This is a genomic window from Lysinibacillus sp. FSL K6-0102 (genome assembly GCF_038003545.1).
In the GTDB taxonomy this organism is placed as follows: Bacteria; Bacillota; Bacilli; order Bacillales_A; family Planococcaceae; genus Lysinibacillus; species Lysinibacillus capsici.
Genome location: NZ_JBBOPH010000001.1, coordinates 2,179,790 through 2,196,506, shown reverse-complemented (window position 1 = coordinate 2,196,506; position 16,717 = coordinate 2,179,790). Strand labels below are relative to the sequence as shown.

Below are 16,717 nucleotides of genomic sequence, written 5' to 3'. Positions count from 1 at the left end.
TATGCTCCTCTTCACCACAAGTACAGCCATTTACACACTCCTAACCAAAAAATGTTCGTACCCTATTTATATACCGAACATGCTTGTGCTTATTCAATTTTGTGTAAAATTGATGGAATATGCAGGTGTTTATTTGGAATGTTTGACGGTTTAATGAAAGTGGGATGGTTTTAGGCAATAAAAATGAACAGCGGTTAAGGGTGTGCTGTTCGTTTTTTTGGTTGGTATCGGGGTTTTAGAGTCTATTTATATTCCACTTAGTTACTAACTGGCTGTTATCGATGCCCCAAAATTTTATATTCCACATAGTTAATGTAAAACCGTCTGTAATGTTTTTCTAGTTGTTCCAGTGAATTATGTATTTATATTCCACATAGTTAAAAACTTAAATGCACCCACTTCATCTGCAATAAAAGCAGAATTTATATTCCACATAGTTAATGTAAAAAGTAATTAATTAGTAAACATGATGTATGTATCTAAAAAATTTATATTCCACTTAGTTAATGTAAAACCCAGGCACGCCTTCGCAATGTATTTCCCCACATATATTTATATTCCACTTAGTTAATGTAAAACGGCGTATTCGGGGCTACAAATACCGCAAATCTATCATTTATATTCCACCTAGTTAATGTAAAACGATCAGTCAGAACGGAACGCTATGCATGTCAATCAGATTTATATTCCACTTAGTTAATGTAAAACAAAGAAAAGGAAAAAATATTGTTACTTTTGAAGATATTTATATTCCACTTAGTTAATGTAAAACGTCCCAAATGATTATGTTAAACCACCTAATCATTGATTTATATTCCACTTAGTTAATGTAAAACCTCTTGGTCGTAAAAAATCTAATAATCTATTTTTTATTTATATTCCACTTAGTTAATGTAAAACAGTTATCATACTTTGCTCTTAAGTCTTTAAATTGATATTTATATTCCACTTAGTTAATGTAAAACAAATCAATGAAAAACTTAATAAGATGCTATGATACTATTTATATTCCACTTAGTTAATGTAAAACAGGGTGCTTAATATAAGCACTCTATTTTTTTTGAAATTTATATTCCACTTAGTTAATGTAAAACCGGTTGGTTAATTATGACAGAAATTATTTGGTTAAACAAATTTATATTCCACTTAGTTAATGTAAAACATCAGTGTTGGTCACTTCGAGCAATTCTTCTTCCACATTTATATTCCACTTAGTTAATGTAAAACTAGCTACAGTTTTAAACAAATTAAAAAAGGTTTGTAATTTATATTCCACTTAGTTAATGTAAAACTCGATGAATGGCTGCGTGATGTAGCAATACCTGCATTTATATTCCACTTAGTTAATGTAAAACTACGAGTTTATTCGCCAATATGCCGAACAGAATCGAATTTATATTCCACTTAGTTAATGTAAAACAATCGTATGCAATGTAGTAATTTCAGTCGTTGGTCAAATTTATATTCCACTTAGTTAATGTAAAACCCACCTTAAGCATAATTAAAAAACCCTTATTTTTCAACGCTTTGACGGCTTGAAAATTTCGACAAATATGATTATTTGCTGTCAATCGGTAGTCCAGAAATTTGCCTTTGCAATCAAAGTGCCCTCAAAGCTAGGTATAATATGCCTGGAAGGAATATAATGTTGTAAAATGATTCACTGCAATTCTACTAAAAGAGAATTTGAATCCGATCGATACTCACTTTTCTAGTCTTTACTAATAGAATAGATGACTATAAAAACATGCTCTCAAAATCTTTCTCGACCCCATACACAGTTTTTTTCATATTTTTTGGATTGGCAATTCGGTAAACATAAATTGAATCAATATTCGGATTAGCCTTTGTTGCTAATTCAGCTAGGCATTGTTTTAAAAGTCCTTCAGTAATTTCTCCTTCAAATAAAGAATTTTGTGTCCACGTTAAATATTTTTTCAATACTTTATGGACTTTTCCCACCCGTTTTACATCCACATCATACGCAATCAGTACATACACGCTACCACCACGCTTTCAATGCTTTATAATCTTCATCACCAATCAGATGTTTAATTAATTTATAACATTCTAGACGAATTAAAAATCGGTAAGAGGTTTGTCTGTTTAATTTTCGATGTTTAATGGTCGTGCTCATTCGTTTTTCGAATTCAGCAATAAAAACTTTACGTCCTGTTTCGTTTAATAAGCAAATATGTTCTTCGATATATTCAAAATGTTCCGCACGAATCATCTTTTTGTTTATTAACATAAAAATTAAATTATCCATTAACAACGGTTTGAAGATTTCTGCAATATCCAGTGATAGGGAAAATCTTCGAGAACCTGGTTCATGTAAATAACTAATTGTTGGGTTTAATTGCGTTTTGTACATTTCAGATAATACAGCTGTATACATTAAACTATTGCCAAATGAAATAAGTGCATTAATTGGATTGGTAGGCGGACGTTTTTCTCTCTTTGTAAATTGAAAATCAGGATTTTTAATAATCGCATTAAAGCATTGATAGTAAGTAAAGCGAATTTTCCCTTCAATGCCCATTAAGGTTTGTATATCCGTAGCATCTGCAACTTGTTTCTTTAGTTGCGTTATTTCATTGATGAATGGCTCTACCTCATCTTTGTAGCGACGAATATTGCGTAACATATGATGAATAGCACTATAGACAAATTGTTGTGCAATATACAACCTTTTATTCAAGTCCATTACATGGGCTGCTTGCTGGACATCAACGAAGCCCGCCACTTTTTTTCGTCTAGGTGTGTAACTACCTGAATAGTAGCCGTAGTAATTATAAAAATGTATATTCACATCTTTTTGATTCATCAAATTAAAAAAAGAGGTGTTAAAGTCCATTTCCGCAAATACATGTAGATTTTCTGTATTTTCTATTGGTAATGTTTTTTTCGTACCATCTTCGAATACTAAATAAATAGTAGAATCTTTTCTTTGGATCCTTCCGTTATTAAATAAATATACATTTTTCATTCCTCTTCACCTACCCAGCAAAATGAATAATAAGCACATTTTGTACAATATCTTAATTTTTTCTTCTTAGGAGGCTTGTCTAGCTGAATAATTTGTTGGATTTGGGCTAACCATTTAGGAATGGCCTCTCTATCCTCTTCCGTTAATTCAATTTCATCAACACGTTTTTCTTTTGGATAATGTATTTTGCCTTTTCGATATATCCCCATTTGCTCAAGTACGAATAAATAATATAGAAGCTGCGCCTTATCAGCCTGTTCCATTCTACTACTAGATTTCACTTCTCCTACATAATGCTTGTCCATCATATCAATCCGAATTAAATTTTCTATCAATACTTCTTTTGACTTTTGGCGTTGATAGGACGTATCGTGCAATACTTTCCCTTGCTGTACTTTATCGTCCTCATCCTCAAAGCCAAGTTGATGTGAATGTAACCATAGCTTGCGCTCGCATACTTTCAAATATTGGACTTGCAAACCGGTTGCCTTTAAATCGTCCCATTGCATATGCTTTCACCCCTTGTATGGTATTTTCCATAATTATTGAAAGAAGGCATCTACATCATTTGCAAAAATTAAGCCGAGTTCCTCTGTATATTGATAGGTAACAACTGGATATTCTGTATAGCGATCAACTCTAATTGTTGAAGTAACCTCTCCATTTTTTCGTTTTCTTGCATTATCATATGCCCAAGTTGCGATAGGCACTGTGAATTTTTGCAATTCAATTAACAAATTAATCTTCGTCTGCCATGCTAATCTTTTAGATAATTCATTCTTTATATTCTCTATTTCTAATTCATTTTCCCTATAAACACCATATGGTATCACCAATTGATTTTGAATATCTCTTAAGGTCGGCTTATTCTCCTCTTGATAAGGTAATAAATCCTCATACCAAGCTAATGTTTCATCGAATGTTTGAATATATTCGCACTCTGCTCCTAAAGCTTCTCTACTATACACTTGCTCTACAATCTTCATTTTAATTTTCTCATCCATTAGCTGATTGTTATATTGCAGTAACACTTCCTTTGTTTTAGAAAAAATTGTAAAATCAACAACAGATTTTTTATTGTTCGCAATACCTGATGGTAATGGACCGCCTGTAAAAACATAAATGTTAGGTATATTTTCAACATAATCTCGCGTTCGATAAATACGTCCCATACGTTGAAATAAACCTGATGCCTCTGAAAGCTCAGTAAATAAAATATCAAAATCAATATCAACGCTTGCCTCTACTAACTGTGTAGTAATCCATATTCCCGTGTTTAGGCAATCTTTGTTTCCTAATGCTAAAATTGCATCTTCCTTTTCTTGACGGTGCTTGCTGATAAAACGACTGTGTAAAAGAGAAGCCTTTACCCCTGTTTCTTCAAATTCTTTATATAATTGCTGTGCTTTCGTCACCGTATTCACAATGATTAATACCTTTTGTTCCATTGGATGCTTTAAAATTTCTTCTATCGTCAAATCCTTTTCAACGATTTGCATAAAATGACGCTTAATTGGCTGATTATTGGCATTGAATTTTAAAAATGGGTCTTCTCGTTTTTCAAATGGCACTTTCAATCGTTTCAACGCTTCTATAAAAAGTGGTGGCAATGTGGCAGTCATAATTAAAAACTTACCGCCTATATCCGTAACATACTTCAACCCTAATACGATAAAGGCAGCTAATCTTGCGCTGTACATTTGAATTTCATCAATGATAATTTTGCTATAGGCTAATGTGGCAAGTTTCATTTCAAAGCCTGGATATAACCCAACAAAATCAATAATTTGATCGATTGTCGTCACTGTAAGCGGCATAGATAGATTTTTCGCATGTGTAATCGTTATTAAATCAAGGTCTTGCTCATCTGCACGTTTGACATATTCAGCATGCATACCACTATGTAGCAATCCTGTATTCTTTTTGCTGCAGCCAATTTCATTAATCAATCTGTCATAAATCGCATTGATGGACACTTTTAATGGCAGCGTGAAAATGCCCTTGTCATTACCAAGCCACCAAAGAGCTGCTTCTGTTTTCCCAATACCCGTTGACGCAATGACTATATGATTCTCTTGTTGGAGAGTAAATAAATAGTCTTGCAACTCATTCCTAGTGCGCTTTTTATTATCAAAATACTTTTTCATTTTTTGCGGTAAATCTTCAGGAGGAATTTCAACTTCATAATCTCCACTTGCCGCATAATCCAACTTGTTTAATAAGCCCTTTATGCGAACGAAACGATACAGTTGCTCACGGTTTTTAAGAAATTTTCGATCGGTAAATTTTCGATAATCAAATTTAGGTTCTTCACGAATATTAAAATCATCATTTAATAGTGACACATATTTTTGTAAATCCTTTTTAATCTCATCACCACTCTCGTACATATTTTGCTCTGCTCGTTCGTGGTGATAATAAACAGCTAAAATTAATAACTTAGCATCCTCTTTACCATAGTGAGTGATTAGATTTTTAATCGGCATAAATGCACAGCTTAAGTAATTGTGAGAAATTTCATCTATTTCAGGAAATAAATCCTCTATACGCTCTTCTATTGTGCGTACTTTATTCTGAAATTTGGTATTTGCCTTTCCTAAATCATGGTACTTCACCGCTTGTAATAAAATGTCCCAATCTTTCTTTGACAGTGCATTTGGATAAATCTTACGAAATATTTCCCATTTTTTAATTAAATGGTTTGTATGCTCAATAATCGTTTGTGCGGCGGATGTTTTTGTTGCTGATTTTGCTAGTAGCTTTTCAAACATCTACAAACCTCCTTATAAAAAAAGAATGGAGAACATTCCCCCACTCTTATACTAAAAATACGGTATAGCCATCCTTATCGAAAAGCACGTTTTCATATGCAGCAAGATAGTTAGTTGAAGAAGCCGGTACATGGGAAACAATCACCTTTTCCCACTGACGAATGTGCTTTCCTTTAGCAATTTCTAATAATTTATATGTTTTATTTAAACGATAGGATGTACCGACTTTTCCATAAATATCATTCTTGGTCATCGCTTGCGGAATAAAAATATCAAAATCAACTCTCTTGTCTTCTTCCATTTCTTGAATTTCTAACTCCACTTCCGTCACTACATTAATCTGCAATAAATCCTCGCGTCTACCTAGTGATAAATATTCAGCAGGTGATTTTAGTGCGTCAATAATGATTGGAATGTATTGCTTGTCCTCTGGTACAATATGCAATACTAGTTCGACATCTACTAATAGCTCTGTTGTGGAAACACCGCGTGTAATCCCATGTGCTTTCCCATCTGATAACTCCACTTTCAACTGATGACGACCTTGCTCATACGAACTACCAGCAAACTCATAGCGCGTCCATAAATCATTGACCTTTGCATGATATTTCCCCTGAATACTCACCTGCATTGGCACATAACTTGTAAAGCCACATGCCGCATGCACCATGCCAATAACAGTTGAGTATGGGGGCAGTGGATATGATTCCTTTAATTGAAAACTCGTAGGCTTTTTGTAGTTCACTAGGTTCTGATAAGCCTCAATCCGAATCCCCTTCATATGTTCACCTGCTTACTTATAATAGTCTGATACAGTCTGCTCTAGCTGCGCGAAGAAGTCTGCCATTGGTTTTGCTTGTAAACTTTGCTCAATTTCCTCGTCGTTTGCTAATAATCCTTTGACTAAGCCAACATGTGTATGTTGTTGAATATGTGAATCCAATGCTAAAATTCCCTCAACCGTTGCAACGGCAAGCTTATTATTTTGAAGCTTTAATCGATTTTCGAAAAATGGATTTTTTAAATCATAGACACCACCGATCGCAAAAATTGGAGCTAAATTCTCTCGACGCCCTTTTATATCACGATATAAAAATTTTAATGTACGTAATAAAGAAATAACACGCTTAGCACGTTCCTCTAATGGAATTTCGATTTGATCGTTTGTATCAATTCCAATCTTATCTAAATCCACCGTCAGTGTGTAAGCATAAAAGGATTTATGAATTTCACTTTGTGCAATATTTCCACCTCTTAATTCCTCATTAGCTGTTGCACTTTTATGGCGGTCAAACAACCCTTTATTCGTTAAAAATTCTAAATCTGTATTATAACTTTCCAATGCGACAGCATTGGATAAGCGTACCACGGCAGCACGAGTTCTCGTTGGTTTTACCGTTTTCATATAGCCGAACAAATCAATTTCAGGATAATCTGCGATTGTTGTATCTGGGTGAAATTGAATAACGGAGCCATCCATACCTAATGGCGTGTGATTGATATCCATTTGTTCGACAATGTTATAACGCAATGCTTGACGTGAAATATACGTGTACACTTCATGATCTCCGCGGGAAATTTTTTTCAAAGAAGCAACGTTGCCAACACCCTCACCATAGTTGGCACTTTCTGCTTCAACTATCATACTGACTGTTAATCCTTTTTTATTCATTTACTTGCTCCTCCTTTGCCATATCCTCTTTTTCGAAATCTTTTCCATTTAATCCTATTAAAAATGCGTAGCCAATTGTTTGGAATTTTTCAATATCACTGAGTGTTGTTGTGAAAAATTGGGGGATACCTAATTTTTCATGGCGTTTATAGCTATACGCCTGTACAATTGTTTCCATAAATTTATTAGGATTTTTTACTTTTAAAGCATTTAACAAACGGTGTGAAATAGCATTTAATTTTGTTTCTTGACCTCGATATACTTTTCTTAATTCGTAGCCGCTAATCCGAATACTTCTTAACTCTTTATCTGTCATATAATGTGAACCTCCATTTAATACATAATTTGAAATTTTCAGAATTTTATAGATAGAAAAAGTATCCGTATATTTATCATCGATTACTAAACGTATTAAACGATAGAGTAAATCACTAAAGCGTTGTCCATTATAAAAACGTCGAATAACTTCTTGATAGAGGCTTATATAGTCTCCATTTTCCTTAACAAATTTCCCCGTCAAGTAATGGAAGTCATTCCGGTTATCATAAAGCTGCTGTGCTTTGTCACGGGATAACATGTTGAATGTATAAGGTCTGGATTCATTATTTTTGTCATATTTAACAATCTGGATATTATCAATTTCTACATTCTTCTTGTTTTCTGCGTGTTGATACATTTCATTGATAATTTTTGAATATGCCATTTCCTCCAGCTTATCGCGTGTATATTCTTCTCCTCTATCGTTGCGCAACTGGATTTTATTGTAAGCTAGTAACTCTACATTGGATTGATTGCTATTGATAAAGAGACCTATCCCATTTTTCAATGTGAAGCCTAATGGCAGACAACTATACACAATATTACAGATTGGACAAATAAATAGATTGCGCTGATGGTTCCAATAATGCGAGGATTTTCTTGCCCCATCAACCCCTAAATTTTGTACCCAAGTAAGATCAAATGCCTCTGAGATAGACTTCATTTTATTATCACAGCACGCACATGTTAATTTATTTTTTCTGTACTTTTTTTCATCTTTCTTTGACGTTAGAAAATCTTGAGCAGGTTTGATGAAGTAATTAAAATATTCTTCATAGAGATCCTTTTTACTCGCATTGCTATTTAGGAAGGAGACATTGGACCAAAAACCTTGAATAACTTGATATGTAAGGACACGTGGGATGATAAATCGCTTTGCATCCTTATGCTTTAAATGCTCGACAATTTGTAGTAATGCGTCCACAGCGTCTCCAATTTGCGGCTGTATTTGTTCCAAGGTTTCTTTTTTCCTCTGTGTTACCTTTTTTAAACTTTTTGCAGCCTCTAAAAAATCAAATGGAATCGCAGACAGAAATGGATAGACATTCTTATAACTATTCGATGACAGCCAGTATTTAACTTTTTCAATATGGGCATTGAGCCGTTCTAAGTTTTTTTCATCTCCAATGTCAGTTTTCGCTCTTAATAAAAACTCTACAATAGTAGGATTAGTCATTTTATAGTAATTTGTTTCATGTCCATATTGAGCAGATAAATAGGCAAAATAATGTTCTTCAAAGTTCGCTAAATTGCTTTCTGGAAAACTAATAGTCTGATAATCGCTCTTACTATACTCTAGCTTTGCATAGTCAAATACACGGCAAAGTCCCAAAATACTGGCATTGTAAATTGTTTCATCTAACTGTAGTTCAATCATTCACTTCACCTCCTATTCATTCACCATTTCAATGCAGCCTAGCATTTGTGATCTTCTAAAACCAATACCCGTCTGCGTTAATAAAGCTAAATCTTCTGGATGTCCTCCTAGTACAAAGCTTCCTTCAAAACCATTCAAATAAAGAATTCCTTTTTCATTTAAATTTTTAAACTTGTCATGCTTTAACTGCACAACTTTTTTATGCATCATTACTGATGTAAAAACTAGTGGCTGATGCAATGTCCGCCCAGCAACAGATTTTAGGCATTCATTTGCTGCATAATTCAATTCCTTCTCATAATCAGGATCATCAATATTTAAATATTGATTGTTTTTATCTTTAATAACGATGGTGCTGTTTGTTTTAAATAGAGCTTGAGATTTTGTAGGTAATTTTTCAGATAAAAATTTAACATGCTTAATGTGTAGGGTGTATGACTTATATTGCATTTGCTGATGCTCAAGTAAGCCATTATACAGAGTTATCATAAAATTTATATCAGAAGAAGAAATGGTCATACGAATGTCTTGATGAATGATAAATTCATCTCCTTCTAGCGTATAACCATTTAAATAAATCGCTCCTGTAAAAGGACGCATCGCCTTGTTAGCTTGATGTTCCTCAAAGCTATACAAACTTTCCTTTAATTCCGGATTGACAGAAAATAGTCCGGCTTTAACTACACTCCCAGCTAAAAAATGATAATGCTTAGGTATTTTCTCCGCTTCCATAATGATCTGCAACCTCAATTGGCTTCACCTCCTTTTTATTTCCTAGACTACTCCTAGATATAGTAAGGAATTTTCCGCAGTTAATTTACATTTATAGTAATTTATTTTTCATAATTAGTCAATATTTTCTAAAAATTAAATTATTATTAAAACTATATAGGATAACTATTTATTTTGTGATTTTATTCTCATTTATTTTCTTAGCTTTTCTTGATAAGATAGGAAAATCAAGTTTAACTAAGTGGAATTTAAATATATATTTTTAAATAATGTTTAATTTTTTAGAAAACTACCTCATTTTTTATTAACTATGTGGAAATTTACTTACTTCAAATTCTTACTTTCTTTAAAAAACAACAAAAGAGCCTACTTGAGCCTAATTCGAGTAGGTTTTTTACATAGCCTGATTACTTTTAGTAATTCTAACTAAACTTCATTTAATTTCCTTTACCCTCTTCACTAAATCCAATCAATAACCGACAGTAACTAGTAGCAACCAAGAGCCTATATTCCTCCCCAAGCATGAACTTCACATTGAAAGTGTTAAAGCACTAAATATACGCCGATTACACATGATGAGGATGTAACACAAGTAAGGCAAATTTATAAAGCATAGAAAATATTTAACATAGATACAAAACTCCCTATGAGAATGTGCTCGTCATGAACTATTACTTGAATGAAATGAAATTTCCCCTCTTTATAAAAAATTGCAGTGAATCATTTTACAACATTAAATCCCTTCAATGCTTACCATGCCTAGCATTGAGGCACTTGAATAACAAAGGGAAATTTTTGAACTACAGATTGACTGCAAAAAAATGATATTAGTCTCAAAGTACAACCTGATAAAGCGTTGAAAAATAAGGGTTTTTTAATTATGCTTAAGGTGGGGGTTTTTCATTAACTAAGTGGAATTTAAAGGATAAATTTCTTATGGGGGAAAACGGAATGGCTATGTTTTTCATTAACTAAGTGGAATTTAAAGCAAGTTCAGCACCAAAGTATTCGCATAAGTTGTTCAGTTTTTCATTAACTAAGTGGAATTTAAAGGATACAGATACTTTACAAAGACTAGCTGATTATTTGTTTTTCATTAACTAAGTGGAATTTAAAGTTTTTGGAGAGTGATACACAGCTTGCGCAACAGCGTGTTTTTCATTAACTAAGTGGAATTTAAAGTCGGGATATACGATTTTAGTTAATGGTAAGTCTGTGTTTTTCATTAACTAAGTGGAATTTAAAGTGTATTGACCTGTCACAAAAGACGTTTCTTCAACAGTTTTTCATTAACTAAGTGGAATTTAAAGCTAAAAAAGAAATGGATAAAGAAAAAGTTAAGGAAGTTTTTCATTAACTAAGTGGAATTTAAAGCTTCACTTGTTAAGTAAACAAAGCTAGGACCTTCAGGTTTTTCATTAACTAAGTGGAATTTAAAGAATCCTGAATCAGATTTTAAATACACAGTAAATAACGTTTTTCATTAACTAAGTGGAATTTAAAGTTTTTAATCATAAATTATCTTGTGTAACAACAAACTGTTTTTCATTAACTAAGTGGAATTTAAAGCTTCTCAGCAATTTTTTCGATATTGAACATACCAGTTTTTCATTAACTAAGTGGAATTTAAATAAATTCAGACATGTTCGTTACAAGAGTCACTTCTTGTTTTTCATTAACTAAGTGGAATTTAAATTCGTGTGAGGATAAAGAATTTCTTCAATATTCTCTAGTTTTTCATTAACTAAGTGGAATTTAAATTTATCGCGGGCCTTTACAACCTCTACGACTGCCTGACGTTTTTCATTAACTAAGTGGAATTTAAATTCAGTTGAACCGTTCATTGACGGAACATTCACTTTGTTTTTCATTAACTAAGTGGAATTTAAATGTTTTAAAAAAGGTTTGTAAGGAGGGTGAAGCAAGTTTTTCATTAACTAAGTGGAATTTAAATAATTGTCAAAGCATTAAACACGAACCACAAGCAGCGTTTTTCATTAACTAAGTGGAATTTAAATTATCACACAGCCCCTCGCTCTTTCTTACTCATAAAGTTTTTCATTAACTAAGTGGAATTTAAATCTTCAAGAAAGTTTGTAAAGTCGTCTGGCGGAGTTACGTTTTTCATTAACTAAGTGGAATTTAAATCTCATTACTTTTTTAAGAGTCGGCACATGTTGCTCGGTTTTTCATTAACTAAGTGGAATTTAAATCGTTCTTGCTTACTCATGAATCGAGTACGAGCTATTCGTTTTTCATTAACTAAGTGGAATTTAAATCTTCACTTTTTTCGAAATGTTGATGTACCTTCAAAGTTTTTCATTAACTAAGTGGAATTTAAATCCTGTTAAAATGCAGCTGCAATGATCGCTACAAATAGCGTATTCATTAACTAAGTGGAATTTAAATAGTAATACTGAATTGATTGCACAAAAACAACAAATTTTGTTTTTCATTAACTAAGTGGAATTTAAATAACGGTGTCACTCAATTAATCATCACTGCCATAGGCGTTTTTCATTAACTAAGTCGAATTTAAATACTGTCGTCATACTTAGCATGACGGACATACTTAGCATGACGGACATACTTGAGTTTTTCATTAACTAAGTGGAATTTAAATTTAAAAACTGCCTCGCGACCTCCTCCAAGATAGCGCGTTTTTCATTAACTAAGTGGAATTTAAATGATCGTGATGTTGCTGAAAAGTTGTGGAATTGTGGGGGTTTTTCATTAACTAAGTGGAATTTAAATGACACACCGTTTAACGTACCTATTACATTACTGTCAGTTTTTCATTAACTAAGTGGAATTTAAATACAGATGGTAAATTAAAAAATCCTACAAAAAAGCTTGGTTTTTCATTAACTAAGTGGAATTTAAATGAAGTGCAAGAAATAGAACGTCAGCGCATGGAAACGAGTTTTTCATTAACTAAGTGGAATTTAAATCCTGTAACAGTAATTATGGATATCGAGGAAGTCTCTGTTTTTCATTAACTAAGTGGAATTTAAATCACTTTGGTACCAAAGAGTTTGAGGGTGGTCAAATCGTTTTTCATTAACTAAGTGGAATTTAAATTTTGGTATCCCTAAACCATACGAGTACGAACCCATAGTTTTTCATTAACTAAGTGGCATTTAAATGGAGCGAATGTATGAAAATAAGTTTGAAGCAGATAAGGTTTTTCATTAACTAACTGGAAATTAAATTATAAATCGGACATGTGAAACGTTAATTCACCCATAAGTTTGTCATTAACTAAGTGGAATTTAAATCATATAGCGGTTGACGTCGCAATTGTACAGCTACATGTTTTTCATTAACTAAGTGGATTTATATTAAGTAAATAGGTTAGGAAGATATTGTCCAACTGAAGGCATTTTTATTAGCAAGTGGCATTTAAACCCTTGCAATCTATTATTCGCTAAAAAAACCAACAACAACCGAATTCCCTCGGTCATTGCTGGTTTTTTTCATTTACATTATTTCTTGCGTTTCACAAATACAATAACAAAAATAGCGGCTAGTGCTGCTAGGATAGCGATCATCCAAACTGTGTTTGAGTTGGATGCTGTGTCATCTGCTGCGGCTGCTTGTTGCTCTTCTCTTGGTGTAGCGTTCGAAGACTCCATTTCTTTGGCATCCTCTTTCACCACTTGTGCAGTGCTAATTTGCACATATTGTAGTGTTGCTTCATTCGAGTCGGATGCTCCATGCTCGTGGCTGTCGCCATGGCCTTCTGCATGATCCCCGTGGCTTTCCTCTTGCCCACCGTCATGACCATGATGGTGATCCGCTGCTGTTGTAAAAATAGAACGTTCTAGCTGTTGCCCTACCCAGCTTTTGGCATCTGTTGAATCGGCAAAGATGCGAGGGTGTCCTGACAGCATGTATGTTTTACCGTCGATGATGATTCCTGTTTGGTCACCTGTGACAACGTCTTCAATCGTACCCGTTGGTCCTTCTGCAAAGCCGCCCATCTGAATAAGCGTATGTCCGCCCATATCAAATGTAAGGTGCTCTGTTAAGAATGCAATGTACTCTTCTTTCGTCATGGTTGCGTCAGGATTGGCTAGCTCAAGTTTATGATGAAAAAGTGCTGTATTTATTTCCTTGTACGTAATATCTCCCTCTAGCGAAGACACGTAATCCTCTTTTTGAGCTGCTTGTGCTAGCTCATCCACTGTTGCTCCCTCAAGGCCGAAAAAGCCACCTACCCAGCCTGCAAAGTCCTTGCGTGAAAGATTGTCTGTTGGGTTTAAGGCCATATCCTTGCCATTGTACCCAAGAAGCCCAATACTGTGTAGTACCATAATGTCCTGAATATTGGCGGCTGTTTCAGGGACATCCGTGAATAGTGTACTTTTATCCATCGTATGGGCGTAGGCAACGGGTGCCATGAATAAAGTACTCATCAATAATAAAAGTAAATATTTTCTCAAAATGATTCCACCTTCCAATGCCTTAGTATACAGATGAAATGTGAGGGAAGTTTGAAATCCACAGGTATTTTCTATAGCTTAAATTGACGAATCAGGGCATTTAGTTGTTCAGCCATTTCTGCTAAATGCTCGGCACTATGTTTAATTTCAGCCATGGAGCTTGCAGTTTGCTCAATGGTAGCCGATGTTTCCTGAATGCCTGCCGCTGATTGTTCGGAGACAGCAGCAATTTCATCGACTGCTTTATTAATCGTGACAGTATTGTGAACAACCTCAGCTAGCTCCACTGACATACCTTCAATGCCTGTCGCAATGGCCTCAATAGCATCCGCAATTCGATTGAATGTTGTATTGGTTGCGGCCATTTGTGTTGTGCCCTTTTCGACTTCCTCATAGCCTTGCTCTAGCGAGGAGGTTACTGTATCGGAATCATCCTGAATTTTTCTGACAATCGCTGTAATATCATCGACGGAGAAGGCGACCTGTTCGGCTAATGTTCGAACCTCGTCGGCCACCACGGCAAAGCCTTTCCCCTGTTCCCCAGCTCTAGCTGCTTCAATCGCTGCGTTCAATGCGAGTAAATTAGTTTGGGCAGCAATCGTTTGAATGACCTCCACAAGCTTAGAAATCTCCTGTGTTTGCTTACTTAAGCCATTTACCTGATTCACTGCGTCCTTCACTGTATGCTGGATGGCTTCCATTTGTTTTGTGGAAGTGGTCATTAAGCTTCTACCTTCTTGTGTTAAAGCCTTCACATTCTGCGAATACTGTTGAACATCTTTACTGCCGTGATGAACCGTAGTGACTTTGCTAGTAAAATCATTCATGGCGGAAGCGACATCAGAGGCATGATCTGCCTGTAATTCTGTCCCACTTGCCATTTCTGTAACCGTATGAACAATTTGCTCTGTCCCCATTTTGACCTCAGAAGTCGACTGAAGAAGCTCCTCACTATGTGCCGCTACATCATTGGACACCGTTTGAATGTGCTTTAATAGACGATTTAAAATATCTGACATCGTATTGGTCGCTTCCATCAGTTGCCCTACTTCATCCTTCGATTGAACCTTCAAAGGCGGCTCACTTAAATCGCCATTGGTCATTTGTTGCATACGCTTGGTTAACGTCACGATTGGTCTTGAAATACCACGAGCACTTAATAGCTCAATTATCACTGCTAGAAGAACAATCACAATACCTACGATAATGGCGATTCGCTGTTTCTGCTCTCCAGCAGCAATACTGTCCGTCCCTACCTCATTAATGGCTAGCTTCCGTTGCGCCGCTAAGTCTTCGTAGCCTTCACGAATGGTCGTAGCTGTGTCATCCATTTTTGTGAGGTTTTGGGTAGCCAGCTCGGTGTTCCCTTGATCATATACCGCAAATACCTCTTGCTCAATATAACGGTTCCATTCCTTAGACATTTCCGCAAATTGTCCGAATTCGCCTGAGGAAGATAATGCTGACCGCTTTTCTTCATTGCTTAGTTCCTTTGCAACATTATCCTGAAATATCTCTTTATACTTTTCTCTCCCAGAAAGCACATAGCCTCTAGCTGCCGCTATTCTTAAATCAATGGACTGTGCCTGCTCGTAATCGATGATTAATAGTTGTAATTCTTGCTGTACAATTTGCTCTGTCGCATCATTGCTTTGCTTGATGGCAAAGTAATTGTAAACAATGTATCCTATCATGATTGCAATCACAATGCTAAAGGAAAAAACAATGCGTCTACTGATTGTTTTGAACTTCATTTGCAAAAACCCCTTATTTTCCTAATCTATTCCATCCTTAAAAATCTACCATTTAATTAGGACGATTAGCGGTTTTAGGAATTTTTGCTATATTTCCAGAAATAACTTGGTCAATATAATGTTTTTTATAGCATCTTTTATCGCACGCCTATAGTACTATCCTTAATCCCAGCCATTGAACATTACATCGCCAATGGTTTGACTATTAAAATAAGAGACGTATTTCCATTCTGTAGCAGATAGGCTATGGAACGCCTCATCCTTTGTTAGTAATGTTGTAAGTGTCTCCGCTTCCAAGCATTTTCGCATAGGAAAATATTTATGCAGGTGAGGCTTGGATAAAAAGGTAAAGCTATTCACCTCCTGCTTGGCAAATGCGATGTACGGCATCAAACGATGATGAAGAATCGTCAGTGTTTCTCCATCGATTTCAATCACTGCCTGCATATAGACAAAGGGCGCTTGATCAATAAATTGCCTTACTTTCGCTCGTTGTTCGCTTGTCACTAAATGGTACACCATCGACTGAAACATGCGCATGTCCTGCTCAATTAAATGCGCTGCATCGAAACCAGAAATTCCTTTTGTTAAACGCAAGCCTTCCATCACTCCTTGTTATTTGTCTCTATAATAGGACCTTCTCGTTCGGTTGAGGAAA

11 protein-coding genes and 2 CRISPR repeat arrays are annotated in these 16,717 nt (G+C 34.9%); all 11 genes read right to left on the bottom strand.

The window, feature by feature from the left end:
* Window positions 1-420: 420 nt before the first annotated feature.
* Window positions 421-1,486: direct repeats of the CRISPR family, unit length 29 nt; unit sequence ATTTATATTCCACTTAGTTAATGTAAAAC.
* A gap of 251 nt (window positions 1,487-1,737) precedes the next feature.
* On the bottom strand, window positions 1,738-2,001 hold the full coding sequence (gene cas2 / locus NYE73_RS10940; RefSeq protein WP_009371077.1) for a CRISPR-associated endonuclease Cas2: 264 nt from the start codon (window positions 1,999-2,001) through the stop codon (window positions 1,738-1,740).
* Window position 2,002: 1 nt separating this feature from the next.
* Window positions 2,003-2,989: a type I-B CRISPR-associated endonuclease Cas1b gene (gene cas1b / locus NYE73_RS10935; RefSeq protein ID WP_259949071.1), complete on the bottom strand. Its 987-nt coding sequence runs from the start codon at window positions 2,987-2,989 to the stop codon at window positions 2,003-2,005.
* Window positions 2,986-3,498, bottom strand: a complete 513-nt coding sequence (cas4, locus tag NYE73_RS10930) for a CRISPR-associated protein Cas4 (protein WP_259949069.1) — start codon at window positions 3,496-3,498, stop codon at window positions 2,986-2,988. Before cas4 ends, cas1b begins: the two co-directional genes overlap by 4 nt.
* Before the next feature lie 33 nt (window positions 3,499-3,531).
* A complete protein-coding gene (gene cas3 / locus NYE73_RS10925) occupies window positions 3,532-5,760 on the bottom strand; it encodes a CRISPR-associated helicase Cas3' (RefSeq protein WP_259949066.1) in 2,229 nt (742 codons plus the stop codon).
* Window positions 5,761-5,806: 46 nt separating this feature from the next.
* The gene (cas5b, locus tag NYE73_RS10920; protein ID WP_259949063.1) at window positions 5,807-6,541 is read right to left on the bottom strand and encodes a type I-B CRISPR-associated protein Cas5b; all 735 of its coding nucleotides are present in this window, start codon (window positions 6,539-6,541) and stop codon (window positions 5,807-5,809) included.
* Window positions 6,542-6,553: 12 nt separating this feature from the next.
* Window positions 6,554-7,432 (bottom strand): type I-B CRISPR-associated protein Cas7/Cst2/DevR, encoded by an 879-nt coding sequence (gene cas7i, locus NYE73_RS10915; RefSeq protein WP_259949062.1) that lies wholly within the window; start codon window positions 7,430-7,432, stop codon window positions 6,554-6,556.
* Window positions 7,425-9,128: a Cas8a1 family CRISPR/Cas system-associated protein gene (locus NYE73_RS10910; RefSeq protein WP_259949060.1), complete on the bottom strand. Its 1,704-nt coding sequence runs from the start codon at window positions 9,126-9,128 to the stop codon at window positions 7,425-7,427. The genes cas7i and NYE73_RS10910 overlap by 8 nt, the downstream gene beginning before the upstream one ends.
* Window positions 9,129-9,140: 12 nt before the next feature.
* Window positions 9,141-9,878: a CRISPR-associated endoribonuclease Cas6 gene (gene cas6, locus NYE73_RS10905; RefSeq protein WP_340815507.1), complete on the bottom strand. Its 738-nt coding sequence runs from the start codon at window positions 9,876-9,878 to the stop codon at window positions 9,141-9,143.
* Between the two features lie 877 nt (window positions 9,879-10,755).
* Window positions 10,756-13,203: a CRISPR direct-repeat array (repeat unit 29 nt; unit sequence GTTTTTCATTAACTAAGTGGAATTTAAAT).
* Between the two features lie 142 nt (window positions 13,204-13,345).
* Entirely contained in the window at window positions 13,346-14,305 is a 960-nt protein-coding gene (locus NYE73_RS10900) for a hypothetical protein (RefSeq protein ID WP_259949056.1), read from the bottom strand.
* 71 nt (window positions 14,306-14,376) lie between these two features.
* Window positions 14,377-16,059 carry a methyl-accepting chemotaxis protein gene (locus NYE73_RS10895; RefSeq protein ID WP_259949053.1) on the bottom strand — a complete coding sequence of 561 codons (1,683 nt, stop codon included), beginning with the start codon at window positions 16,057-16,059 and terminating at the stop codon, window positions 14,377-14,379.
* A 162-nt stretch (window positions 16,060-16,221) separates the two neighbouring features.
* Window positions 16,222-16,665 carry a hypothetical protein gene (locus NYE73_RS10890; protein WP_103117948.1) on the bottom strand — a complete coding sequence of 148 codons (444 nt, stop codon included), beginning with the start codon at window positions 16,663-16,665 and terminating at the stop codon, window positions 16,222-16,224.
* Window positions 16,666-16,717 lie beyond the last annotated feature (52 nt).